Origin of the sequence: Streptococcus sp. 27098_8_186 (assembly GCF_041432055.1) — a bacterium.
In the GTDB taxonomy this organism is placed as follows: Bacteria; Bacillota; Bacilli; order Lactobacillales; family Streptococcaceae; genus Streptococcus; species Streptococcus dentalis.
Window position 1 is genome coordinate 1 of record NZ_JAPVYV010000007.1, and the last position, 23,755, is coordinate 23,755.

Annotated in this window: 27 protein-coding genes, 1 tRNA gene and 1 other RNA gene; 16 read left to right on the forward strand and 13 right to left on the reverse strand. The window is 41.2% G+C overall.

Annotated elements, in window-relative coordinates; genetic code table 11:
- Positions 1-94: 94 nt before the first annotated feature.
- On the reverse strand, positions 95-628 hold the full coding sequence (locus tag O3602_RS07095) for a hypothetical protein (protein WP_003004327.1): 534 nt from the start codon (positions 626-628) through the stop codon (positions 95-97).
- 215 nt (positions 629-843) lie between these two features.
- Between O3602_RS07095 and O3602_RS07100 the strand changes: the two genes are divergently transcribed.
- The 3 genes from O3602_RS07100 (at position 844) to O3602_RS07110 (ending at position 2,985) form a co-directional block, all read left to right on the forward strand.
- Positions 844-1,374, forward strand: a complete 531-nt coding sequence (locus O3602_RS07100; RefSeq protein WP_024056220.1) for a hypothetical protein — start codon at positions 844-846, stop codon at positions 1,372-1,374.
- 209 nt (positions 1,375-1,583) lie between these two features.
- Positions 1,584-2,171, forward strand: a complete 588-nt coding sequence (locus O3602_RS07105) for a type IV toxin-antitoxin system AbiEi family antitoxin domain-containing protein (protein ID WP_003004721.1) — start codon at positions 1,584-1,586, stop codon at positions 2,169-2,171.
- Complete coding sequence (locus O3602_RS07110; RefSeq protein WP_003004480.1) at positions 2,164-2,985, forward strand: nucleotidyl transferase AbiEii/AbiGii toxin family protein; 822 nt, start codon at positions 2,164-2,166, stop codon at positions 2,983-2,985. The genes O3602_RS07105 and O3602_RS07110 overlap by 8 nt, the downstream gene beginning before the upstream one ends.
- A gap of 616 nt (positions 2,986-3,601) precedes the next feature.
- On the opposite strand, the gene O3602_RS07115 is transcribed toward O3602_RS07110, so the two are convergent.
- The 4 genes from O3602_RS07115 to O3602_RS07130 all read right to left on the reverse strand — a co-directional run bounded on the left by O3602_RS07115 (position 3,602) and on the right by O3602_RS07130 (position 7,003).
- Positions 3,602-4,612, reverse strand: coding sequence for a YeiH family protein (locus tag O3602_RS07115; protein WP_371611418.1), 1,011 nt, complete (start codon positions 4,610-4,612; stop codon positions 3,602-3,604).
- Positions 4,613-4,886: 274 nt separating this feature from the next.
- Positions 4,887-5,300 carry a helix-turn-helix domain-containing protein gene (locus O3602_RS07120; protein WP_371611460.1) on the reverse strand — a complete coding sequence of 138 codons (414 nt, stop codon included), beginning with the start codon at positions 5,298-5,300 and terminating at the stop codon, positions 4,887-4,889.
- A 456-nt stretch (positions 5,301-5,756) separates the two neighbouring features.
- Positions 5,757-6,272 carry an HdeD family acid-resistance protein gene (locus O3602_RS07125; RefSeq protein ID WP_003004261.1) on the reverse strand — a complete coding sequence of 172 codons (516 nt, stop codon included), beginning with the start codon at positions 6,270-6,272 and terminating at the stop codon, positions 5,757-5,759.
- 218 nt (positions 6,273-6,490) lie between these two features.
- Positions 6,491-7,003: a helix-turn-helix domain-containing protein gene (locus O3602_RS07130; RefSeq protein WP_003004059.1), complete on the reverse strand. Its 513-nt coding sequence runs from the start codon at positions 7,001-7,003 to the stop codon at positions 6,491-6,493.
- A 206-nt stretch (positions 7,004-7,209) separates the two neighbouring features.
- Here O3602_RS07130 and O3602_RS07135 point away from each other — a divergent pair, with 206 nt between their 5' ends.
- Genes O3602_RS07135 through O3602_RS07150 form a run of 4 tightly spaced genes read left to right on the forward strand, consistent with a single transcriptional unit; the run spans position 7,210 to position 9,756 of the window.
- Positions 7,210-7,392 (forward strand): hypothetical protein, encoded by a 183-nt coding sequence (locus O3602_RS07135; RefSeq protein WP_080976925.1) that lies wholly within the window; start codon positions 7,210-7,212, stop codon positions 7,390-7,392.
- Positions 7,393-7,437: 45 nt separating this feature from the next.
- On the forward strand, positions 7,438-8,415 hold the full coding sequence (locus tag O3602_RS07140) for a replication initiation protein (protein WP_371611419.1): 978 nt from the start codon (positions 7,438-7,440) through the stop codon (positions 8,413-8,415).
- Positions 8,416-8,426: 11 nt separating this feature from the next.
- Positions 8,427-8,615, forward strand: a complete 189-nt coding sequence (locus tag O3602_RS07145; RefSeq protein ID WP_000369785.1) for a DUF3173 domain-containing protein — start codon at positions 8,427-8,429, stop codon at positions 8,613-8,615.
- Position 8,616: 1 nt separating this feature from the next.
- Entirely contained in the window at positions 8,617-9,756 is a 1,140-nt protein-coding gene (locus tag O3602_RS07150; RefSeq protein WP_371611420.1) for a tyrosine-type recombinase/integrase, read from the forward strand.
- A gap of 86 nt (positions 9,757-9,842) precedes the next feature.
- Here the strand turns inward: O3602_RS07150 and O3602_RS07155 are convergent.
- The 3 genes from O3602_RS07155 to O3602_RS07165 all read right to left on the reverse strand — a co-directional run bounded on the left by O3602_RS07155 (position 9,843) and on the right by O3602_RS07165 (position 11,451).
- A tRNA-Lys gene (locus tag O3602_RS07155) sits at positions 9,843-9,915 on the reverse strand.
- Between the two features lie 5 nt (positions 9,916-9,920).
- Positions 9,921-10,113, reverse strand: a non-coding RNA gene (ssrS, locus tag O3602_RS07160) — 6S RNA.
- Between the two features lie 66 nt (positions 10,114-10,179).
- Positions 10,180-11,451: a replication-associated recombination protein A gene (locus O3602_RS07165; RefSeq protein ID WP_003013609.1), complete on the reverse strand. Its 1,272-nt coding sequence runs from the start codon at positions 11,449-11,451 to the stop codon at positions 10,180-10,182.
- A gap of 114 nt (positions 11,452-11,565) precedes the next feature.
- On the opposite strand from O3602_RS07165, the gene O3602_RS07170 reads away from it, so the two are divergent.
- From O3602_RS07170 to dtd, 8 genes are all read left to right on the forward strand, one after another.
- Positions 11,566-12,036 carry a DUF3013 family protein gene (locus O3602_RS07170; protein WP_371611421.1) on the forward strand — a complete coding sequence of 157 codons (471 nt, stop codon included), beginning with the start codon at positions 11,566-11,568 and terminating at the stop codon, positions 12,034-12,036.
- A 53-nt stretch (positions 12,037-12,089) separates the two neighbouring features.
- Positions 12,090-12,632 (forward strand): hypothetical protein, encoded by a 543-nt coding sequence (locus tag O3602_RS07175; RefSeq protein ID WP_371611422.1) that lies wholly within the window; start codon positions 12,090-12,092, stop codon positions 12,630-12,632.
- 49 nt (positions 12,633-12,681) lie between these two features.
- Positions 12,682-13,116, forward strand: a complete 435-nt coding sequence (locus O3602_RS07180) for an NUDIX hydrolase (protein ID WP_371611423.1) — start codon at positions 12,682-12,684, stop codon at positions 13,114-13,116.
- Positions 13,113-14,012 (forward strand): GIY-YIG nuclease family protein, encoded by a 900-nt coding sequence (locus O3602_RS07185; RefSeq protein ID WP_371611424.1) that lies wholly within the window; start codon positions 13,113-13,115, stop codon positions 14,010-14,012. The genes O3602_RS07180 and O3602_RS07185 overlap by 4 nt, the downstream gene beginning before the upstream one ends.
- Positions 14,013-14,022: 10 nt before the next feature.
- Positions 14,023-14,973, forward strand: coding sequence for a 50S ribosomal protein L11 methyltransferase (prmA, locus tag O3602_RS07190; protein WP_366961781.1), 951 nt, complete (start codon positions 14,023-14,025; stop codon positions 14,971-14,973).
- Between the two features lies 1 nt (position 14,974).
- The gene (locus O3602_RS07195; protein ID WP_371611425.1) at positions 14,975-15,718 is read left to right on the forward strand and encodes a 16S rRNA (uracil(1498)-N(3))-methyltransferase; all 744 of its coding nucleotides are present in this window, start codon (positions 14,975-14,977) and stop codon (positions 15,716-15,718) included.
- Between the two features lie 161 nt (positions 15,719-15,879).
- On the forward strand, positions 15,880-18,099 hold the full coding sequence (locus O3602_RS07200; protein ID WP_371608588.1) for a bifunctional (p)ppGpp synthetase/guanosine-3',5'-bis(diphosphate) 3'-pyrophosphohydrolase: 2,220 nt from the start codon (positions 15,880-15,882) through the stop codon (positions 18,097-18,099).
- A gap of 206 nt (positions 18,100-18,305) precedes the next feature.
- Positions 18,306-18,749 carry a D-aminoacyl-tRNA deacylase gene (gene dtd / locus O3602_RS07205; RefSeq protein WP_003013773.1) on the forward strand — a complete coding sequence of 148 codons (444 nt, stop codon included), beginning with the start codon at positions 18,306-18,308 and terminating at the stop codon, positions 18,747-18,749.
- A 21-nt stretch (positions 18,750-18,770) separates the two neighbouring features.
- Here dtd and O3602_RS07210 read toward each other — a convergent pair whose 3' ends face one another.
- On the reverse strand, positions 18,771-19,424 hold the full coding sequence (locus tag O3602_RS07210; RefSeq protein ID WP_003013784.1) for a metal-dependent transcriptional regulator: 654 nt from the start codon (positions 19,422-19,424) through the stop codon (positions 18,771-18,773).
- Positions 19,425-19,548: 124 nt separating this feature from the next.
- On the opposite strand from O3602_RS07210, the gene O3602_RS07215 reads away from it, so the two are divergent.
- A complete protein-coding gene (locus O3602_RS07215) occupies positions 19,549-20,574 on the forward strand; it encodes a DUF3114 domain-containing protein (protein WP_371611426.1) in 1,026 nt (341 codons plus the stop codon).
- Between the two features lie 33 nt (positions 20,575-20,607).
- Here O3602_RS07215 and tpx read toward each other — a convergent pair whose 3' ends face one another.
- The 4 genes from tpx to O3602_RS07235 form a co-directional block, all read right to left on the reverse strand.
- The gene (gene tpx / locus O3602_RS07220; protein ID WP_003013564.1) at positions 20,608-21,102 is read right to left on the reverse strand and encodes a thiol peroxidase; all 495 of its coding nucleotides are present in this window, start codon (positions 21,100-21,102) and stop codon (positions 20,608-20,610) included.
- Positions 21,103-21,180: 78 nt separating this feature from the next.
- A complete protein-coding gene (gene fimA / locus O3602_RS07225; RefSeq protein ID WP_003013610.1) occupies positions 21,181-22,113 on the reverse strand; it encodes a metal ABC transporter substrate-binding lipoprotein/fibrin-binding adhesin FimA in 933 nt (310 codons plus the stop codon).
- Positions 22,114-22,124: 11 nt separating this feature from the next.
- Positions 22,125-22,967, reverse strand: coding sequence for a metal ABC transporter permease (locus O3602_RS07230; protein WP_272144425.1), 843 nt, complete (start codon positions 22,965-22,967; stop codon positions 22,125-22,127).
- The gene (locus tag O3602_RS07235) at positions 22,964-23,686 is read right to left on the reverse strand and encodes a metal ABC transporter ATP-binding protein (RefSeq protein WP_003009916.1); all 723 of its coding nucleotides are present in this window, start codon (positions 23,684-23,686) and stop codon (positions 22,964-22,966) included. The genes O3602_RS07230 and O3602_RS07235 overlap by 4 nt, the downstream gene beginning before the upstream one ends.
- Positions 23,687-23,755: the final 69 nt, after the last annotated feature.

Sequence of the window (23,755 nt, forward strand, 5' to 3'; positions counted from 1 at the left end):
TTTGCTATAAAACGGTTATTCGGTATTCGTTCGTCAAATACTTGGAAAGATCTTGCTATTCTAAAATTCTAATGGAGGGCTTTTTTATTACATGCTAATAGAAAAAATCAATGCCGTAGTTTTCTTTTAGATAGGTCGCTAACTCGGCTTTTTCTTCCTCTCTAAATCGACAGAGGCTAAGGGCGAGACGCAATTTCAAGGTGCTTGTATTGATGATGATGTTTGATTTAGAAATATTTTCTAACTGGGTGACTTCTCTGAGGTTAAAATCTAAATAGCAAGCCTTGCTGTTGACATGATCAGGGTCGCTAACATCCACTTCGACATAAGATGCTCGCAACAATTCTTCTTTTGGAATGAAGATTTCTTTTGAGAAGAAAAGCCCAGGGTAGACATAAATACCTTCAAAGGTGAATTCAAAGGAGACTCTGTGGCTAGTTAGTCTTTTGATGCCTGCAATTGTTGCGTAGATAGCAGCGAAAAAGAGAATGGTTGAAATCACAGTGGGAAGATTTAGTTGAGAAAAGTCGATCAATCCATGAGCGGGAGAAAAGAAAAATTGAAAGGATACACCCGCCGCAAAGATTAGATAACCGACACCAACAAATTTTGAATAATAGATTTTCATTTTGGACTCCTTACATTTCAAATGCATGAAAAGTTGGAATTTCAAGTACCCTTATCATAGCGGATTCGGTGAAGAGCTGTCAAATGTTTGGTAGGGTTCTTGTGATTAGATCATTTCAGGTTATGGTATACTAGATGGAAAGTGTGGCTAGGAGTGAAATGAAAAGCTGCTGTAGAAATCATAACCGGGTCAATGCTGGTAAGAAAGGAAGACAAATGGTAACACCCCTGATATTTATTATTTCTCTCGTCTTGCTTTTGCGTCGTTTTACAAGCAAACGTTCACGAAAGATCATTGGATTCTTATATGCTTCATTTGCAGTCTGGTTTGTTTATTCGATCCTTACTTATGGAAGCTACACCCTCCAGCCTGGTCAAAGTGTTCAATTGAGAGTTTATCCCAATACGGATCAGCTAGAATATAGGTCGGAACTCCAGTTTAAAAAATTTGATGATGCTAAGTTAAAATTGTCCGGTCGAAAAGGTTGGGGGATGAAAGATAGTCACATAGTCTATAATGTTGAAAAGCAAACAATAACGGAGCTCATTTTTTTAAAAGACAAAACAGAGCGTAAAGACTTACCAAATGATAAAAGTAAGAGTTTCTATTTAGAAAACGATGGAATAGTGATTCAAGGGGAAGTAGAGGAAGTATTTGGGGTGACGGAACGAAAGCCCTACAACATCACCATCACCAATGTAGACGATAAACCAGCCCACTTTGAAGCGCGAGTGGTGGACCGGTGAACTGTGAACTGGACCTCCATCTACTCCAGCCGCTTCAGTCCAAAGAATTGGGACGATGTGACCGTCAAGGATATTTGGAGAGAGGATTTTGGAAAGTGATGTCGGAGCTATTTGTCCGGCATCTTTTTATGAATAATCGTTATTGTTACTTTTGTGCGTGTGATATGATATAATAAAAGCACAGAAGTAACAACAATAGGAATGCTGAAATGATTCAAAAACAAATACAGGAAATGCTAGATCATCAGTCTATTATTAGAACATCTGATGTAGTTAAAAAAGGGATCCCAAAGCCTTACCTAAATCGAATGGTGGAAAATGGTCAACTCATAAAGGTTGCCAGAGGGATTTATATCACCGATTGGTCTCAGTATGATGAGTATGCCATTTTCCAACTCCAACATCAAAAAGTGATTTATTCTTATCTATCAGCATTGTATCTCCATGGGCTGATAGATGTTATCCCTAAATACAAAGAAGTGACGGTCTATACAGGTTATAATCCTCATCGATTTCCTAAGGAGGTAAAAAGGCATTTCATCCAGAAAGAATTGTATGAAGTCGGTGTGACAAAGCTACAAACGTCCTTCGGAAATGAAGTAAGGGTATATGATTTGGAGAGATCGATATGCGATCTCATTCGCGAGCGACAAAAGATAGATGTGGAAATATTTTCGACTTCTTTAAAGAGATATATTCAATCTTCAAAAAAAGATCTACGAAAACTCTACAAATATGCGCGAGAGTTTCATGTGCTCGAAAACGTCCAATCATTGATGGAGGTCTTATATGAATAAAGATAGATTGATTGCTCTGTGCCATAAAATTTCAAACGAAAAACAGGTAGATTTCAATGTTGTGCTAACTTATTATTTTCTAGAAACGATACTTGCAAAGATAGCATCTAGTCCGTATAGTCATAACTTTGTATTCAAGGGAGGATTTCTTTTATCCAATATTATTGGTGTTGAAAGTCGAACAACTTCTGATATGGATTTTATTTTAGAACAATTTAAGATGGACAAATCTCTACTAGAAAGTACTTTAAAGGAAATCCTAACTGATGATTTGGTTCATTATGAAATTACTAAGATAAGTGAAATTAAAGATGAAGATCCTTATGGTGGTTATCGAATCCATATTTTATGTCGGCTTGATAATATACGTCAGACAATTCCTTTAGATATTGCGACTGGTGATCCTATTACTCCCAAATCCGTTTCCTATCGTTATCATAGTCTCTTTCAAGAGATTGACTATGAGATCGTGGCCTATAATTTGGAGACAATATTGGCTGAAAAATTAGAAACGATTTATCGAAGATCTTTCTTTAACACTCGAAGCAAGGATTTTTATGATGTGTATGTAATTTATAGTATGGAAAAAAGCCGATTGGATAGTAAAAAGCTTCGATCAGCTTGCGAGGCAACATTTTCCTATCGTCAGACAACGTTAGATGTAGTAGATTTTCAAAATATGATTGATGAGATGAAGGATGATATAACATTGGCGCGTCATTGGGAAAATTATCAGTCTCATTACCCTTATGCAACTTCTATTTCTTTCAGGGATGTTTTGGAAGTTGTTCAACAGCTATTGTTAGAATTATGATACCTAATATAGACTTTCATTAACAAACTACCTCCGAGGTGGTTTTGAGATTATAACGATGTGTTAGATAAAAGCGAGCTTTGTCATGAAGCTCGCTTATTTGTATTCATAAAAAAGTGAGCTAAGTACTCTTAAGACAAGCAAAAAAGCCTTGGTTTTCAAGGCTTTTTGTGCATAAAAAATGCCCCCTACATGGATTTGGAAAGGATTTTCATATTGAGAGTAATTAAAAATATTGAAATATAAGTGATTTTAGGGAAGTACTTTTAGGTATTTCCAATGTCATGATTTAAAAATGGGGCAAAAGTGGGGCAAAAACGAATGACTCTCATTTGGTTTGAAAACCTATAATATCTAAGGATTATGCTATACTAGAAATATAGTGTTGTTATCAATAAATATCAGTGCGAGACTAATCGGAGGATAAAATGGAAAAACAAATTAATGAAAAAATTATCGAAATGGATAGGGAATATCCCTTTTTATTTTGCTTTAAATCAGATTTTTGGATGGAATAGTAGATGATAAGACAAAATATCTTTGAAGATACAAAAAGACAAACGCCAAAAATGACGTTTGTCTACGTTCTGAGGTAGCCTTTAGGCTCCCTTTTTTCTTAGAAAATACCGATGAGTAATTGCATACCAAGACTAGTCAGGATGATAGCGATCCAGCAAAAGGCTCCAAGAAGAATGGATTTTCCACTGGATTTGATCATAGCAACGAGGTTAGTTTTGAGACCAATAGCACTCATAGCCATGATGATGAGGAATTTGGAGAGCTGTTTGAGAGGTGAAAAGAAGCTATTGCTAACACCAAAAGAAGTAAGGACGGTAGTTAGCAGAGAAGCTAGGATGAAGTAGAGAATGAAAACGGGGAAGATTTTTTTAAGCTTTACTCCTTGGTTGTTGTCTTGTTGACGGCTTTGCCAATAGGAGAGGAAGAGAGTAATAGGGATAATAGCTAAGGTACGAGTCAGTTTGATAATGGTTGCAGATTCTAGAGTATTGGTATGATACAGACTATCCCAGGAGCTAGCTGTGGCTGTTACAGAGGAAGTATCGTTGACCGCAGTACCCGCAAAGAGAGCAAAACCTTCGTTGGAGAGATGGAGCCAAGAACCTAGAGTTGGAAAGATAAGAGCTGCCAAGACATTGAAGAAAAAGATAACAGAAATGGCTTGGGCTACTTCTTTTTCCTTGGCGTGAATAACAGGAGCAGTCGCTGCAATGGCAGAACCGCCACAGATAGAAGAGCCTACCCCAATCAAGGTAGCTAGCTTTGTATCCATGTTAAAAAATCGTTGGAAAAAGAAAGCAATAATTAAAGCGATAGAAATAGTCGAAAGGATGACAGGAAGGGAAGATTTTCCAACTGCGAAAACTTGAGAGATATTGAGTCCAAAACCAAGTAAGATAACAGCATACTGAAGCAATTTTTTGGAGCTATAAGCCAAGCCGGCATCCAGTTGTTTATAGGAAGTGAGAAAGGGATGGAGAATCATTCCGATAAAAATGGCGAAAACAGGTGCTCCCACAACAGGCAGAAAGCCTCCTAAAACCCAAGAGATGATAGAAATGATCAGACAGGCTAACAGTCCTGCCCAATTTTTTGATAGAAATGACATAAAAACCTCCGAAAATAAATACTCCTTATTATAATCTTATTTATCAGAAAAGTAAAATAGAAAATAGAAAGTAGGAATAAGGTAGTAAATTAACGGAATTTTGCGGTCAGAGAGCTTTTTGTAATATAATAGATATATGTTCTTTGATCAATAAGAATGCAAATGTGGCATATGTTATTGAAAAAAATGAATTTGATGAGCCTGGACATGTGAAGTAATTATGTGAGATAAGAAAATAAATAAGAGAGTTGAAAATGTACTGATCCTCGCTTTTTTAATCTAATAGGTCCTTAATTTCAATTAAGAGTTCTAGTGGGGATTTATCTCTTGCTACAATAAAACCAGGTTCATATTGGTTATGAAATGTTCTTTTCTGAGAAGTTGGATCAATATACAACTCATCTCCATCTTCTGTGTATAGTTGGTTGCCTCTTGTTAGGTAAAGTAAATCCTCTAAGTACTGTCCATCAGTTTCTAGAAAATGTTCGATGTATTTGACAGCCTTTAAGATCTCACTTACTTTATCAGAGTATTCATTCGATTCAAGAACACTCTTTTCTAATTCAATCTCCTTACTTGTTCCAAAAAGTTGAGTTGGAGTTGCATTAAAATATTCTGCTATCTTATCTAAATTTGCAAAGGTAGGATAGCTTTTTTGTTTTTCGTAGTCAGAGATATCTGGAAAGATTGCTCATAAAAAAATGTAGGGCAAATGATGGGGCAAATCAGTTATAGACAAACAAAAAAGCCTTGATTTCAAGGCTTTTTCCTGTTGTTTAGATGCCCCCTGCATGGATTTGTAAGAACTTTTCATATTGAAAATAAACAAAAATGTTGAAATATAGCTGATTTTAGGGAAATACTTTTAGGTATTTTCAATGTCAGGATTTAAAAATGGGGCAAAAGCGGGGCAAAAACGAATGACTCGTATTTTGTTTGAAAACCTATAATACCTAATGATTATGCTATTCTAGATATATAGTTTTGTTATAAATAAATGTCAGTGCGAGATCAAATTGGAGAATAAAATGGAAAAACAAATTTCTACGTAGAATGGAATGCGAAAAAGTGATAATTAAAGAGACGAAAAAGCTGAGAATATGATTTCCCAGCTTTTTTGAATGCGATAGAAATAGCAACTAGACTATTTACGAAAGGCCTCAATAATGTAGGTGAAGCCAGTAACTAAAAATGAAAAGGCAATGACATAAACGACAAAGACACCTGTAGCCACTGGATTGAACAGAATCACTAGACCTAGTAAAAATTCAAGCAAGGCTACCCACATGATATTGCTACCAATAATAGGGAAAATCAATCTTAGACGATTGCCTTTAAAGAAAGCAATAATGGCTTCTACAATTAACCAAATTCCTACAATGGTCGGAATGACGACCGGCAGGGTCACAAAGCCATAAGCAACGAGGTAAAGAGCTAAGAGAAGACTAACAAATCCTTGGAAAAGATAAACAGGTGAGCGAAGCTCTTTTGGTGCAGAGAAATAGCCTAAAATAGCTGCTATAGAAGAAACCAGTAAACCAAATGAAATCCACCAGCTGTAAGCAACAAGATTAGCTACTGGGTTTGTAAATAGGAAAAGTCCTAAAAGGACAAAAACAACTCCTGCAAGGAATAGCAGTAAACGATTAGAAAATTTCATTTCAATACCCCCTATATAGTATAGTTTGCTAATAAAACTATTGTACTTATTTTTATAGAAAATGTCAATAAAATAAATAAACAATTTGGAAGTTTCAGTCTGACTTACAAAAAGAAAAGGAGTTTTCACTCCTTTTCACAGATTGAAGACAAAGTCCTTATAAAAGTGTCTTCTAAAGATTTTAACTTCAATCTGAAGCGAGGTTATCCTCGCTTTTTCTATTTATCAAACAATTCCTTATTTTCAATTAAGAGTTCTAGTGGAGATTTATCCCTTGCTTCAATAAAACCAGGTTCATATTGGTTATGAAGTGTTCTTTTCTGAGAAGTTGGATCAATATACAACTCATCTCCATCTTCTGTGTATAGTTGGTTGCCTCTTGTTAAGTAAAGTAAATCCTCTAAGTACTGTCCATCAGTTTCTAGAAAATGTTCGATGTATTTGACAGCCTTTAAGATCTCACTTACTTTATCAGAGTATTCATTCGATTCAAGAACACTCTTTTCTAATTCAATCTCTTTACTAGTTCCAAAAAGTTGAGTTGGAGTTGCATTAAAATATTCTGCTATCTTATCTAAATTTGCAAAGGTAGGATAGCTTTTTTGTTTTTCATAATCAGAGATGGACTGTTTACCAATTCCTAAGTCTTCAGCTAGTTGAGTTTGACTTACTCCTTTTTCTATGCGTAGTCGTGCCAAATTGGGTCCAAAATTTTGAATAATAAAGGTCATTGGAAACTCCTGTTTTTATTTTAAACTTATTCTATCACCTATAAACTTACAAATCAAGTTTTTAGTTGACTATCCAAAAAAATTTTATAAAATATATTTATAACTTATAAATAAGTTATAAATGATACAAAATAGCTCATATGTTTAGGAATAGTGAGTGAGGAGGAAGTTGAAGACGAGACTATGACTTATGACTATTCGAAGCCTTGGAGCTAGAAATTGTGTGGACAAGGACAAGGGACGAGCCTGACGGGAAGTCAGGCGAAGTCCTGCAGACTGCCGTCCAGACAATTTCTAGCCAAGCAAAAACTGGCTATTCTAACAGCCAGCAAAAAGGTACACTTAGGACAACGTCCAAAGAACGACGGAACGAGCAAACGTTGATTTGACGGTGTTTCTGAGGCCTAAAAAATCTAAAAGAAGGGGGGACAATTTTGTTGGTTTCTATACAAGATTTAAGAAGCATTCAAGAACGATGTGAAATAGGAGAATTAGTACAGAGGTTAGATGTCAGTATTGATAGATTAACGGTTATCTGGGATACAGACACTGGTTCCCTAAGACGAATTTTCAAAAATCTGAAACAGGCAATAAGTACAAGAGTTGACTCATTTGAAATACATGATAACGTGCGAGATGATGTCTTTACTTTAGCTAAGGATTTTAATGAGTATGATTCAATCAATATTATATTTTTCCAATTATCCACTTATGGAGGAGAACAATTGATTCGAATTGATTTCAATCCTAATACTTTAAAAGAATTTGATGGAATGAAAGTTTGGAGGCAATTAATGTACTTTGCCAGATTGAATTCATTGACGGTACGTTTGTCTCGTTTTGATTTGGCATTTGACATTCTCAACAGGCCTGAGATCGTTAATTTGCAACATATTAAAGGTGGTGTTACCCATAAGGTCTTCTATGGTCGAGGGGACGAATTAGAGACGAAATATTGGGGTTCTAGCGGTAGTAATGTACAAGTTAGGTTATATGATAAGAATAAAGAAATCATTGCTCACAAGCGTGAAGAGAAGCTAGATTTGGCTGTAAATCCGTTTTGGTGGAGACTAGAGTTCCAACTCAGAACCAAAGCGATTGGGGAGGAGATGGTCCAAGATATTATGAGTAGACTTGATAATTTCGGTTTTTATAAGCTAGAACATATTCGAGTGGATCAAAGAGCCTTCACAATTATCTTTCTCAACAATCCTGAACTGTTATCATTAGCTTTTCCAAATTTAAAATCAGACAGCATCAAAAAGAAAAAAACAAGAGTCCGCAAACTATTGAGAGAAGAAACGAATCAATTTGCGGAAGAATTAAAAGAAGTATTAATACAGAATCTCCCTAAATTAAATAAAGAATTACAACTACTTGTTGGTGAGTTTCTGACTTTAGAAAATAAATAAGGAGGATAACTATGGATAATAATTTAATTAGCAACAAAGAATTAATTGAAATGGGCTATCGCCCTCACACTGCAAATGATATCATCCATCAAGCAAGAGAATTACTTGTATCACGAGGCTATACATTTTATAATCGTAAACGTTTGATGGTTGTTCCAAAAAGTGTTGTAAATGAGATTCTAGGAACAGAGGTGGCGTAATATGGCAAGTGTTCGTTATCGAAAGCGAGGAGATAGTAACTTATGGACCTATGAAATTCGTAACGAAGGAAAAACTGTTGCTCATAATAGCGGTTTTAAAACAAAAAAACTTGCAGAGTCAGAAGCTGAGCCGATTCTGCAAGAACTTCGTTTAGGGAAAAGAATTTCTAGAGATATTTCTCTTGTCGATCTATATCAAGAATGGCTTGAACTAAAAATTCTACCGAGTAGTAGGTCGGAAGAGACAAAGAAAAAATATCTTCTCCGTAAAAACACAATTGAAAGATTATTTGGAAATAAAAAAGTCACTCAAATTCGTGCGAGTGAATACCAAAGAATAATGAATAAGTATGGTCAAACAGTTGGTAGAAATTTTCTTGGTAGATTGAATACTGGAATTCATCAGAGCATCCAAATGGCAATTGCTGACAAAGTTCTAATAGATGATTTTACACAACATGTCGAGTTGTTTTCATCCAAAGAACAACAGATGACAGAAGAGAAATATTTACATACAGAAAAGGACTATCTGGATTTACTTTTAGCAGTAAAGAGAAAATTCGATTACCAACGTTCAATTGTTCCTTATATCGTCTATTTTCTATTAAAAACAGGCATGAGGTTTGGAGAGTTAGTAGCGTTAACTTGGAATGATGTTGATTTTGACAGAGGACTACTAAAAACATATAGGAGGTTTAATACCCTTTCTCATAAATTTGTCCCTCCAAAAAACAAAACGTCTATTCGGATGGTACCGATAGATGAAGAATGCATTAAGATATTACAAGTCCTAAAAATTGAACAGGAGAAGGCTAATAAAGAGCTAGGAATCAAGAATAAGTATAAAATGATTTTTCAGCATTATGGATATATTCACTTGGTACCAGATATTGCAAGTGTCAATAAAGCTTTGAGTGTTCTTTTAAATGAATTAGATATTTATCCAATTATCACGACAAAAGGAGCACGTCATACCTATGGAAGCTACCTCTGGCACAAAGGTTTTGACCTTGGAGTTATTGCAAAAATTCTAGGGCATAGAGATATTTCAATGTTAGTAGAAGTATATGGACACACTTTAGAAGAGAAAATTTTTGAGGAATTTAATCAAATCAGAGATATCTGGAGAGATTGCTCATAAAAAAATGTGGGGCAAATGATGGGGCAAATGCTCTTAAGACAAGCAAAAAAGCCTTGGTTATCAAGGCTTTTACTGTTGAAGTTTGATGCCCCCTACAGGGCTCGAACCTGTGACCCATAGATTAAGAGTCTACTGCTCTACCAACTGAGCTAAGGAGGCAAATATAAAAAGCTGTATTGGTGCCGATACTTCACGATTTGTATTGAACCCGCGCAATTAAGCAGGTGGGCAACTCGCTCTGACTTAGCTGCTTCCGCGTGAAACGGCCTGCATACTGCCAGAAGTCTTTTGTTTCCCTAATAATACAAAAAATAGTCGGTCAACACTTAAGTGTGAAGTCGTACACCACAGCGTTTCTATATGTATATGATATCACATTTTGAAAATATTTCAAGGAAAAATCTCAATTTTTTGAAACCGATGTCACTTTTTCTTAAATTGATCAATCTTCTCCTTGGTGGCTCCGAGAGCACGCTCGTACTTGCCATTTTCATTGGGAATAAAGTAGGAAGCGTGTTTGAGCTTGTCTGGCAAGTAGTCCTGATTGACCCAGTTGCCAGGGTAGTTGTGAGGGTATTTATAGTTTTGCGCATTTCCCAGTTCCTTGCTTCCAGCATAATGACCATCGCGGAGGTGGCGAGGAATAGGAAGGTTGCCAGAACTTCTAAGATCAGCCAGCGCCTTGTCCATGGCAACGTAGGCTGAGTTGGATTTCGGCGAAAGGGCTAGATCGATGACGATGTTGGCGATGAGAATGCGGGCCTCAGGAAAGCCGATGCGCTCAGCTGCTTGAAGGGCTGTTACCGTATGGATCTGCGCATCTGGATTGGCCAGGCCGATATCTTCATAAGCGATGACGGTCAAGCGACGAGCTAGGCTGGGTAGATCTCCGGCTTCTATCAAACGAGCGGCATAGTGGAGACTAGCATCGACATCCGAACCACGGATAGATTTTTGTAGAGCAGAGAGCACGTCGTAGTGGCCGTCTCCATCTTTGTCCATGGTGATGTAGCTACGCTGGAGGCTATTTTCCATGATCTCTAGCGTAATATGGCGGATGCCTTCTGCATTTTCAGAAGTTGATAGCACAGCTAGATCGAGAGAATTAAAGGCAGAGCGAAGATCTCCATTGGTTGAGGTAGCGATGAAATCCAAAGCGTCCTCATCAAGCACGACTGGAAAGTCAAAGCCACGCTCGGGATCATCCAGCGCCGTTTTTAGAGCTTGCTTGACCTCCTCCGTCGTCAACGGTTCCAGCTCAAAGATTTGTACGCGGCTACGAATAGCGGGTGTGACAGAGAAAAAGGGATTTTCAGTCGTTGCACCGATCATGATGACCAGACCACTTTCGAGCAAAGGCAGGAGAAAATCTTGCTTGGTTTTATCGAGGCGATGGATTTCGTCCAAAAGAAGGACCAAGCCACCAGAAAATTTGGCTTCCTCTGCGATTTCTTGTAGGCGTTTTTTACTGTCAACCGTTGCATTAAAAGTCCGAAAGGCATACTTAGTCGTTCCTGCGATCGCAGAAGCAATACTGGTCTTTCCGATCCCCGGAGGTCCATAGAGAATCATAGAGGACAGACGATTGGCCTCGACCATGCGACGAATGATTTTGCCTTCTCCGACCAGGTGCTGTTGACCGATGACTTGATCGATCGTTCGTGGTCGCATACGGAGTGCGAGATTGTCGGGCATTTCCTTCTCCTTTCTAGCTTTGTCTCCTTTCAAAGAGGCGGTTTTTATGGTAAGATTGTAGTAACTATTGTATCATATTCCGCTCTAAGAGTGGGAAATTAGAAAGAGGACGCTATGTCTAAATACGGATTTTTGGATGTTTTAGAAGAGGAGATGGACAAGGTTTTTCCTTTTGATTTTGAGATCAATTGGGATAAGAAAAACCATGCGGTAGAAGTGGCTTTTCTCTTGGAAGCGCAGAATACGGGAGGGGTTGCACTGGTTGATGAAGTTGGCGAAGAATCTGATGAGGATATTTTCTTTGAAGAAGCTGTCATCTTCTACAATCCAGCCAAGTCTCATGTGGAGGAAGATGCCTATTTAACAGCGATTCCTTATGAGCCTAAAAAAGGCTTGTCTCGTGAGTTTCTAGCCTATTTTGCGACTTTCCTCCGAGATACAGCCGAGCTGGCCTTGGATGAGCTCATGGATTTCTTAGCAGACGAAGAAGCAGAGAGCTTTGAGATCGTCTGGAACCAAGAAGTTTTTGAAGAAGGCAAAGTTGGCCTAGAAGAAAGCACCTTTTATCCCTATCCAAGATATTAGAAAAGATTCTAAGTGTTTTTTTGAATACTGGATTCAAGGAGAAGGGGAAAACTATGCTAGGAAAAATCAAACAGTTTTTCAGGAGAAAGTCAGATAAATCTGAGCAATCAGTTTGCATTCTTCCCCGCAATCGCTTTGCGGATTTAGATTTTGAGCGAGTATTGAAGTCAGGAACTCGTTGTTGTGTTGATGAAGATGGGCACTATGTTGAGGATGGTAAAATCACATTATTTGAATTTTCTATAGACTTTGCAGAATTTGAGTTCATAGGTGATTTAAAAATTGAGGAGGAAGATCAGTTTAAGCAACTATTAGCTCGTTTGAATAGTTTTGACAATGCCATTCAGTCCCATTTGGAAAGCGAGTTGCAACAACCTATCCCTCAGTTTGCCAAGAATCTCGGCTATACTCAGAAGAGGTGGGAGAAAACCTTTTACTTCCATCCTTGGATATTAAGCTTTGATGAAAATCCTCCTAATCTTCGCTATGTTGCAGATTATGTCAATGATGAGTTTACGGTTTATTTTGCTAAAAAACATGGTAGATGGCGGGCGTACTGGGATGCAGAGTGTCAAAAGGTGATTGAAGAAAGCTAGCTCGTATTTTCATAGAGCGCAGTTGTTATGTTAGAAAAGAGCCATTATCATGGAATTATTGGATAGCAGAATAGATTATACGGGTTGTAAGATTGCTTTGATTTGTGATGGGCAAATTTTGACCATCTTGCGTGATGATAAAGAGACTATTCCCTGGCCTAATCTGTGGGAGTTACCGGGCGGTGGCCGTGAAGGGGACGAGAGCCCTTTTGAGTGTGTGGCGCGTGAGGTTTATGAGGAATTGAGCATCCAACTGTCGAAAGAGGAAGTGATCTGGTCTGGGATCTATCCCAGTATGCTAGATGGGAACAAGAAATCTGTCTTTTTAGTTGGGAAGTTGACGCAGGAACAGTTCGAAAGTATCATCTTTGGAGACGAGGGCCAGGGCTATAAGTTAGTGAGCTTTGAAGAGTTTTTAACTTCGGATCGGGTAGTTCCCCAATTACAAGAACGAGTGAGAGATTATGTGGAGAAGGATAAATGATGAAGCGTAGTAAAAATATTAACATGTTTCTCATGGATGGTGAAGTGACAGGAAAAATCAAATGTACTTTGTCAAATTGGACCGGTGTGATTTATAAAATTCCTCGAATTCAATTGGCGGATTTAAAATCACGTGATGAAATGAAGCAAAGTGGCATTTATTTCTTATTTGGCCGTGATGAGGATAAGCAAAAGGATGTTACCTACATCGGGCAGGCGAAGAATCGCAAAAATGGCGAGGGTGTCCTTTTACGTGTTCAGGAACATACTCGTGATAACCATGCGGATTATTTTAATGATGTCATTATTTTGACGACGCAGAATAATTCCTTTGGTCCCACAGAAATTAGTTACCTGGAAAATAAATTTACACAATTAGCTAAGGACGCGGGGCGCTTCATTGTAAAAAATGGGAATGAGCCAAATTCTGGAAATGTTACGGAAGAAAAGCAGTCGGAGTTGGATGAGGTTGTGGAAAACACCTTGATGATTGTAGGAACCTTAGGGTATCGAGTGTTTGTTCCTATTACCAAGAAAATAGGTCAGAATGTTTCTGATGAAAATTCAACTCATCTCTATTTGAAGCGAAAAACGAAGAAATCAAATCGAATGATTGAAGCTATCTGTGAGCAGACTTCAGAAGGTTTTGTAGTTTTAGAAGGTAGTCAAGTGGAAATGATTGATTCCCCTACATTACCAACAAGTTTGAAAGAACTGCGTCATGCGCTAATGGAAGAAAACGTCATTAAAGATGGGATTTTGCAAGAAAACCAACTCTTTTCTAGTCCGTCTTATGCTGCAGGTTTTCTGCTTGGTATGCCTACGAATGGACGAACTAACTGGAAGAATCAGGATGGGAAGACCTTAAAAGAATTAGAAGAAATGATAGAGTGTTAAGGAGAATCAGATGGAAACATGGCAAGAGCTAAAAGTTACAGTGAAGCGTGAGGGTGAGGAACTAGTCTCCAACCTCTTGATCGAGTTAGGTGCCCAAGGGGTCGCGATCGAAGATAGCATGGACTATGTGGGCAACGTGGACCGCTTCGGTGAGATTTTTCCTGATGTCGAGCAGCAAGAAGAAATCGTGGTGACCGCCTACTATCCTGAAACGGTTGATGTAGCAGAGGTTGAAGCGGATTTGCAGGCTCGCTTAGCAGAATTGACCGATTTTATGGATCTAGGAGAGGTCAAGATGGGGACGACTGCCTTGGCTGAGGAAGACTGGGCAGACAACTGGAAGAAATACTATGAACCAGCTCGCATCACTCATGACTTGACCATCGTGCCGTCATGGACAGACTATGAGGCAACGGCGGGAGAAAAGATTATCAAGCTGGATCCTGGTATGGCCTTTGGAACAGGAACCCACCCAACAACCAAAATGAGCCTCTTTGCCTTGGAGCAAGTCCTTCGTGGCGGGGAGACAGTGTTAGATGTGGGGACAGGATCAGGCGTCCTTTCCATTGCCAGCTCCCTTCTCGGTGCCAAGGAAATCTTTGCCTATGACTTGGATGATGTAGCGGTTCGCGTCGCTCAGGAAAATATTGAGCTCAATCCTGGTATGGAAAACATCCATGTAGCCCCAGGCGATTTACTGAAAGGCGTGGAGATTGAGGCAGATGTCATCGTGGCCAATATCTTGGCAGATATCCTTATCCATCTGACAGAGGATGCTTATCGTTTGGTCAAGGACGAAGGCTATCTCATCATGAGTGGTATTATCAAGGACAAGTGGGACATGGTGCGTGAGTCGGCTGAGTCAGCTGGATTTTTCCTTGAAACCCACATGATCCAAGGGGAATGGAATGCCTGCGTCTTCAAGAAGACCAAGGATGTCTCCGGTGTGATTGGAGGCTAGCATGCAGCAGTATTTTGTAAAAGGTTTGGCTAGCTCATCTGTCACTATCGAGGACAAGGAAACCAGCAAGCACATGTTTCAGGTTATGCGCCTGAAAGAAGATGATGAGGTGATTTTGGTCTTTGATGATGGGATCAAGCGCTTGGCGCGCGTGGTCAATGTAGAATCCCGTCAGTTGGAGCTAATCGAGGAATTAGCAGACAATGTGGAGCTGCCAGTCCAAGTGACCATCGCATCAGGCTTTCCCAAGGGAGACAAGCTCGAGTTCATCACTCAGAAAGTAACCGAACTCGGTGCTAGCCAAATCTGGGCCTTCCCTGCGGACTGGTCAGTCGCTAAGTGGGATGGCAAAAAATTGGGCAAGAAGGTCGAAAAGTTAGAAAAAATTGCCCTTGGAGCAGCCGAGCAAAGCAAGCGGAATTTGGTCCCAAGTATTACTCTTTTTGAGAAGAAAGCAGACTTTCTGGCTCAGTTTGGCCAGTTTGACCGGATTGTGGTGGCTTATGAAGAGTCAGCTAAAGAAGGCGAAACCGCCGCTCTGATTCAGTCGCTGACAGGATTGGAAGTTGGAAGCAAACTGCTCTTTATCTTTGGACCAGAAGGTGGTCTTTCGCCTGCAGAAATCGAAAGTTTTACAGCCAAAGGCGCAATTCTTGCAGGACTTGGTCCTCGGATTCTTCGAGCAGAAACCGCACCACTCTATGCCCTCAGCGCCGTGAGTGTTGTTACAGAATTAATGAACTAACGAAGTGAAGGAATCGCTTCGTTATTTTTTTACAAGAATGATGAAAGCAAGGTGGATCCCAGAATGATTTTCGAGAGGTATCCGTATATGAAAGTAGCTTCATTGGTTCCCATCTGCTTCTAAAAGTGTTAAAATAGTATCCAAGAAACTGGAGAAAATACATGCCGAAAGAAGAGAATTTAACAGGGGACCAAGTCATTGCCCTTACAAAAAAATATTTATCACCTGAAGATGTTGCTTTTGTGCAAAAGGCTTTGGTCTATGCGGTTGATTGCCATAATGGGCAATTCCGTCAGTCTGGCGAGCCTTATATCATCCACCCAATTCAAGTAGCAGGAATCCTTGCCAAGCTGAAACTGGATGCTGTGACGGTCGCCTGCGGCTTTTTGCATGATGTCGTGGAAGATACGGATGCGACTTTAGATGATTTAGAGCGCGAATTTGGTCATGATGTGCGCGTGATTGTCGATGGGGTGACCAAGCTCGGGAAGGTCAAGTACAAGTCCCATGAAGAGCAGTTGGCGGAAAACCATCGCAAGATGCTCATGGCCATGTCTCAAGATATCCGTGTCATTTTGGTCAAATTAGCAGACCGTTTGCATAATATGCGTACCCTCAAGCATTTGCGCAAGGATAAGCAAGAACGTATTTCGCGTGAGACCATGGAGATCTATGCACCACTAGCCCACCGTCTCGGTATTTCCAGCGTCAAGTGGGAGCTTGAGGATTTGTCTTTCCGTTATCTGAATGAAGTCGAATTCTACAAGATTTCTCATATGATGAAGGAAAAACGTCGCGAGCGAGAAGAGTTGGTCGAAGAGGTTGTCCACAAGATCGAGACCTATGCTGGGGAACGCCATTTGCATGGGAAAATTTATGGTCGACCAAAGCATATCTATTCGATCTATCGCAAAATGCAGGATAAAAAGAAACGCTTTGATGAAATCTATGACTTGATTGCCATCCGCTGTATCCTGGATACTCCAAGTGATGTTTATGCTATGCTAGGCTACATCCATGAGCTCTGGAAGCCAATGCCGGGGCGTTTTAAGGACTATATTGCCAACCGGAAGGCCAATGGCTATCAGTCCATCCATACGACTGTATACGGCCCTAAAGGACCGATTGAGTTCCAGATCCGAACCAAGGAAATGCACGAGGTTGCTGAGTATGGGGTTGCGGCTCACTGGGCCTATAAAAAAGGAATCAAGGGTCAAGTCAACAGCAAGGAATCGGCTATTGGGATGAACTGGATCAAGGAGATGATGGAACTCCAAGACCAGTCAGGCGATGCCAAAGAATTTGTTGAAAATGTAAAAGAAGACATCCTGGCAGAAGAGATTTACGTCTTTACTCCAGATGGAACTGTGCGCTCGCTTCCGAAAGATTCTGGACCGATCGATTTTGCCTATGAAATCCACACCAAGGTTGGGGAAAAAGCGATTGGTGCCAAGGTCAATGGCCGGATGGTGCCCCTCAATACCAAACTTCGGACGGGAGACCAGGTGGAGATTATCACCAATGCCAACTCCTTTGGTCCGAGCCGTGACTGGCTGACCCTTGTTAAAACTAGCAAGGCGCGCAACAAGATCCGTCAATTCTTTAAAAATCAAGACAAGGAATTGTCGATTAACCGTGGTCGGGACCTCTTGATGGCCCAATTCCACGAGCATGACTTGGTAGCCAATAAGTTCATGGACAAAAAGCACATGGACAAAGTGCTACAAAAATCAAGTTACAAGACAGAAGAAGCCTTGTTTGCGGCGATTGGTTTTGGAGAGATTGGGGCTATTACCATCTTTAACCGCTTGACGGAGGATGAACGCCGAGAAGAAGAGCGGGCTAAGGCACGCGCAGAAGCAGAAGAGCTAGTCAAAGGTGGCGAGGTCAAGGTTGAAAATAAAAAAGACACCTTGAAGGTCCGTCACGAAGGTGGCGTGGTTATCCAAGGTGCTTCTGGACTCTTGATTCGGATTGCTAAGTGTTGTAATCCAGTTCCAGGTGATGAAATCGTCGGCTACATCACCAAAGGACGCGGTGTTGCCATTCACCGTCAGGACTGTATGAACCTCCGAGCTCAAGACAACTACGAGCAACGCTTGATCGATGTAGAATGGGAAGATAACAATACGACCAAGGACTACATTGCTCACATCGATATATACGGACTCAACCGTGCCGGACTTCTGAACGATGTACTACAAGTCCTCTCCAATACAGCTAAGATGGTCTCAACCGTCAATGCCCAGCCAACCAAAGATATGAAATTTGCCAATATCCACATTTCCTTTGGGATTCCAAACTTGTCTATGTTGACAACAGTTGTGGATAAGATTAAGAGTGTGCCGGAGGTGTACTCTGTTAAGCGTACCAACGGCTAGTCGACTGCTCAGTTATCTTTTATTGCTTCGTTAGCTCGCCTTGCCGTACTACAGTACTGTCTTCGTCTCGCTGCCTCGCACTAAAAGCAACTGAACAGCCTTTACTTTTCAGATTGTGTGCCTGCGTCTCACTGCCTTGTCTGTGATTGATGTTCTTTCAAGGGTAGCAGTGAATGTTCAATAGGTTTATAAAATAGGATAATAAAATGAAATTAGTGATTCAACGGGTCAAGAGTGCCTCGGTTTCCATTGATGGTCAAGTCTACAATGCGATCCAGCAAGGCTTACTGCTCCTAGTAGGTGTCGGTCCAGATGACGATCAGAAAGATTTAGATTATGCGGTTCGAAAGGTATCGCAGATGCGTATTTTCTCAGATGAGGAAGATAAGATGAATCTTTCGGTCAAAGATATTCAAGGAGAAATCTTGTCGATCTCTCAATTTACCCTCTTTGCGGAGACAAAAAAAGGCAACCGTCCTGCTTTTATAGGGGCAGCCAAGCCAGATATGGCCAGTCAGTTATATGATGCCTTTAATGATCAATTAGAAAAAGAAGTCCCTGTCAAACGAGGGATCTTTGGAGCCGATATGGCGATTGAATTGATCAATGATGGTCCGGTGACGATTTTGCTAGATACAAAAAATCCATAAGTAAGAAAACATGCAGTCGGGTTAGACTGCATGTTTTTCGATATAGAGTTGTTGGGCGATCAATTGGTTGATAGAAATTTCTTGTTCATGGATAACGAAGTGATAGAGCCCTGTGTAGTCATCGTACCGTTGAAACGCGATGGTATCACCAATTTGGAGATGGATCTGGTCTAAGAATTTTAACAATTCATAGGTGTCATAGACCCTTTGCAGAATATACAGACCAGGTTGGGTCGTTTCACTGAGACGGTCTTGGTGGGCTTCGACAAGCCTTTCGCCTTTCTTTGGAATTGTCCCACCGTGAGGGCAGGTCTTAGGATTTCCAAGCATGTGATCCAGTCGGTCGATGAAATGTTCAGAAACGGTATGCTCGAGAACTTCTGCCTCTTCATGGACTTCCTCAGTTGTGTAGCCAAGATTTTCCAGCAGAAATACTTCGATCAAGCGGTGCTTGCGGTAGAGATCAGAGACCAATTGCGAGCCCAGATCTGTTAGTAGATAGCCATGGGTCTTATCTTTCACCAAGAGGCCCTCAGAGATCATGCGCTTAATCATCTCGGTCACAGCGGGCGGAGAGACCTGCATGCGACTGGCGATTTCCTTATTACTGATTTTTTCTACTTCTGTGCCAATTTCATAAATGCACTTGAGGTAATCTTCTTTGTTTGGTGTCATGCTTTCCTCTTTTCTTCGCTCACTTCTAGTATATCAAAAAAATCCTCAAAAACGCTAGTGGAGTAATGAGAATTGTCTCAAGCTCCAAAAGATGGTAGTATAGAAGCATAGAAAGGACGGCATCATGAACAGACGGGAATTAGCGAGACTAGGCTGGAGAGAGAATAGTTTAGCCTATCTAGAGAGGCACTTGCAGGGATACAAAGATCCACAAGCCTACCAAGAACAATACCAGTCTGTCTTTTTCTTTGCCAGTCCTCTGTTTCAAAACATGTGGTTTCAAGAGATCAAGGATCTAACGGAGACTGCTGCCCAAGACTTGATGAGGGGCGTCATGAAAATTCTCCTGATGCCGAGTGACTTGTCTGGAACTTGTGAAGAAACAGCCTTTCTTCTGAGTAGGATGGCTCTAGATTGTCCGCCAGGATCCGACTTTTGGACGGCATTTTCACGCGTCGTGCAAATCGCCTTTGAAAAGGATCCCTTAGCAGATCAGTCGGGAGATCAGCTTTTGAAACGCCAGGTTCACCAGTTGCGCTACCTACTTTCAAGTTACCAGGCGCAATGGATTCGGATACATAATGCGAGAGCTGGACAGACTGACGAAGAGGCCTTACAAGCTTACCTACAGGAGACTATAGCTGTCACGGTGGATGCTTATGCGGCTGCTCGTCTTCACAACAAGGTCTCCCTAAGGCCAGATGGTCACCTTCATTATCCATCAGGGGCCTCACAACAAGTCAATTTCAAAGTCTTGTTAAATTTCCATACGGAGTATATTTTCGACCAAGCTGGGCATTTCCTCAATGAAGTCGATCCAGTAGAAATTTCTGAAAATGGCATTGTCAATGGTGCCAGTTTTAACTACGGGTTGGCTAGGGGCCGGACCCATAAGGACTTAGATATTGATCCCGTCAAAGCGTGGGACCCAGCCTTTCGTAAGCAGGTCCTTTATCGCCAAGGTGTTCGCTATCTAGCCCCTAAAAATGATCGCAGCATCGAGGGATACTGGAGTCGAAAAGGAGTCTTTGCACAGGAAGGTAAGAGCTACAAGCAACAAGTGGCAAGACGCGTGCGAAGTTTCCTCAGAGGCATCCCTCGCTTACGCTGGCGGGTCCTCCTCCAGAATGGGCTCCATCGGATTTTATAGCAATGAAAAAGAGGCAGTAGACCTCTTTTTACTTTAATCAAGTGCTTTGACAGCTTCAATTGCAGCGTCATAATTGGGTTCGCTGTTGATGTTGTCCAGGTATTCGACGTAAGTGACCTTGTTATCCGCATCTAAGACCAAGACAGCACGCGCCAGCAAGTGCCATTCATTGATCAAGAGGCCGTAAGCTTTCCCGAAGGAATGGTCGTAGTAGTCTGAGAGCATGATGGCATTGTCGAGTCCTTCAGCAGCACACCATTTACCTTGAGCAAAAGGAAGGTCGACAGAGACCGTCAAGACGACAGTGTCTTCCAAGTCCGACAAGGTCTTGTTGAAGTGACGTGTTTGCATAGAACAGATCCCTGTGTCGATGGATGGGATGATGCTGAGGACTTTTTTCTTGCCAGCAAAATCAGCTAAAGATTTCTTCTCCAGAGCTGGAGTGATCAATGAAAAATCATGAGCCATTTCCCCTACTTGCAGTTGAGATCCGGTAAAGGTAACAGGGTTTCCTAAAAATGTTGCCATAAAAAGACTCCTTTTTTTGTTTTTATTGTACCTCAATACCGGAGGAGGGGCCACTGATTTGTTTAGAAATCTGAAGGGTTACTGACTCAATCCTTCTGCGATCTTGTCTAAGTTCCACTTCATCATGCTGTAGTAGCTATCGCCCTTTTCTCCTTCTTTGGCAATGGAATCAGTGAAGATCTTTGCATAGATCGGGATATTGGTATCTTTAGAGACAGTTTTCATAGGACGTTCATCGACACTGGATTCAACAAAGAGAGACGGCACCTTGGTTTGACGCAATTTCTCTACCAGTGTTTTGATTTGTTCGGGTGTCCCTTCTTCTTCGGTATTGATTTCCCAGATATAGGCAGATGGGACGCCATAGGCTTTGGAGAAGTACTTGAAGCAACCTTCGCTGGTTACAATCATTTTCTTGTCTGCCGGGATGTTATTGAATGCTTGCTTAGCTTCTTGATCCAGCTTGCTGAGCTTTTCAGTGTAGGCTGCTAGATTTTTTTCGTAGAAGTCCTTATTTTTTGGATCTTTTGCGATTAATTGTTTGGCAATGTTTTTAGCGTAGAGGATTCCATTTTCGAGATTGAGCCAAGCGTGAGGGTCTTCTTTTCCAGCCTGGTTTTGGCCTTCTAGGTAGATGACGTCGACTCCGTCGCTAGCTGCGAAATAGTCCTTGTTTTCTACTTTATTGGCATTTTTGACCAATTTAGTAAACCAAGCATTGCCACCCGTTTCGAGGTTGATCCCATTGTAGAAGATCAGGTCGGCTTGTGAAGTTTTTTTGACATCTTCTGGGAGTGGTTCGTACTCGTGGGGATCTTGACCGACAGGGACAATACTGTGTAGCTCGATTTTATCCCCCGCGATATTTTTGGTCATATCTGCGAGAATGGAGTTGGTGGTAACCACCTTCAATTTATCGGATGAGGACTTGGAAGAAGAGCCTTTGCTACAGGCCAACAGACCAAATAAGAGCGCCACAAAGAGGGCGAGGACAGAAGCGATTTTTTTCATGTGTTTCTCCTTTAATGAGGCGAAAGAGCGTGCTTGTTCTTTCTCTGCTTAGGAGCGATAAAGAAGCTGATGAGAAAGAAGACAGCAGAAGTGAGGACAATACAAGACCCGACGGCGATATTCAAGCTATAGCCAATAAAGAGTCCTAGGATGGATGCAAGAGCACCTAATCCGGATGAAAGGAGCATCATGGACCAGAGGCTGTTGGCATAGAGATAGGCCGTCGCAGCGGGTGTGATGAGCATGGCGACGATGAGAATGGTCCCGACACTCTGCATAGCAGTGACAGAAACCAAGGTCAAGAGCACCATGAGAAGGTAGTGATAGACCTTGACCCGGACGCCCATGGATTGAGCCAGAACAGGATCAAAAGATGTGAGCAGTAAAGGTCGAAAGAGCAGGCAAATCACCAGCAAGACCGCCACCCCAATACCGATGGTCATCCACATATCCTGGTCTTGCACAGCCAAGATATTCCCAAAGAGGATGTGGAAAAGGTCGGTGGAACTTTTAGCGACTCCAATTAGGATGACTCCTAAGGCAAGGAAAGAAGAAAAGGTAATCCCTATCGCTGTGTCGCTCTTGATGATGGAGTTGCTCTTGATATAGGTGATAAGGATGGAAGCTAGAAGCCCAAAGACAATGGCGCCAATAAAGAAATTGATGCCAAGGATAAAGGACAGGGCCACCCCTGGAAGGACTGCGTGCGAGATAGCATCTCCCATGAGAGACATGCCTCGCAAAATGATGAAGCAGCCAACAGCTCCAGCGACAATCCCGATGGCAATGGCTGTAATCAGGGCATTTTGTAAGAAGTGGAATTGCTGTAATCCATCGATAAATTCTGTAATCATCCGACGCCACCTCCTATAAAGAGTTCATGCCCATAGGCTGCATGCAGATTCTCCTTGGTAAAGGTTTCCTCTGTTTTTCCAAAAGCGATCAGCTTGCGGTGAAGGAGGAGGACCTGGTCGAAGTAAGCAGGGACCTTGCTGAGATCGTGATGGACGATCAGAATGGTCTTGCCTTCTTGTTTCAAGGTCTGAAGGGTCTGCATGATAATGTCTTCGCTGACGGAGTCAATCCCTGCGAAGGGCTCATCCAAAAAGATGACCTCTGCTTCTTGGACCAAGCAGCGGGCGATTAGCACCCGTTGGAATTGCCCTCCCGAAAGCTGGCCGATCTGGCGATCTGCTAGATCAAGAAGATTGACAAGTTTCAAGGCATTTTCCACTTTTTGGAGATCTTCTTTACTTTTTCGCTTGAAGATAGAAAGATGGGGATAGAGACCCAGTGAGACACACTCCCGCACCGTGATGGGGAAGTGGAAATCAATAGCGGATTTCTGTTCGACGTAGGCCACTCGTTGAAGAGCTTGGCCGAGATCTTTTTGATCGAGCAGGACCTTTCCCGAATGAGGGAGAAGTCCTAGCATGGCCTTGATCAGGGTTGATTTTCCAGCTCCGTTGGGTCCAAGAATGCCTAGGATGGTTGGACCCTGGATGGTGAGGGAAAGATCCTCCAAGGCCAGTGTTTGCTGGTAAGCAACACTTAGATGTTCAATTTGAATCATGATTTTGCTCCTTTACTATTAATATACATAAATAAAAAAATTAAGTCAAGTTAATTTTTAAAATGATTT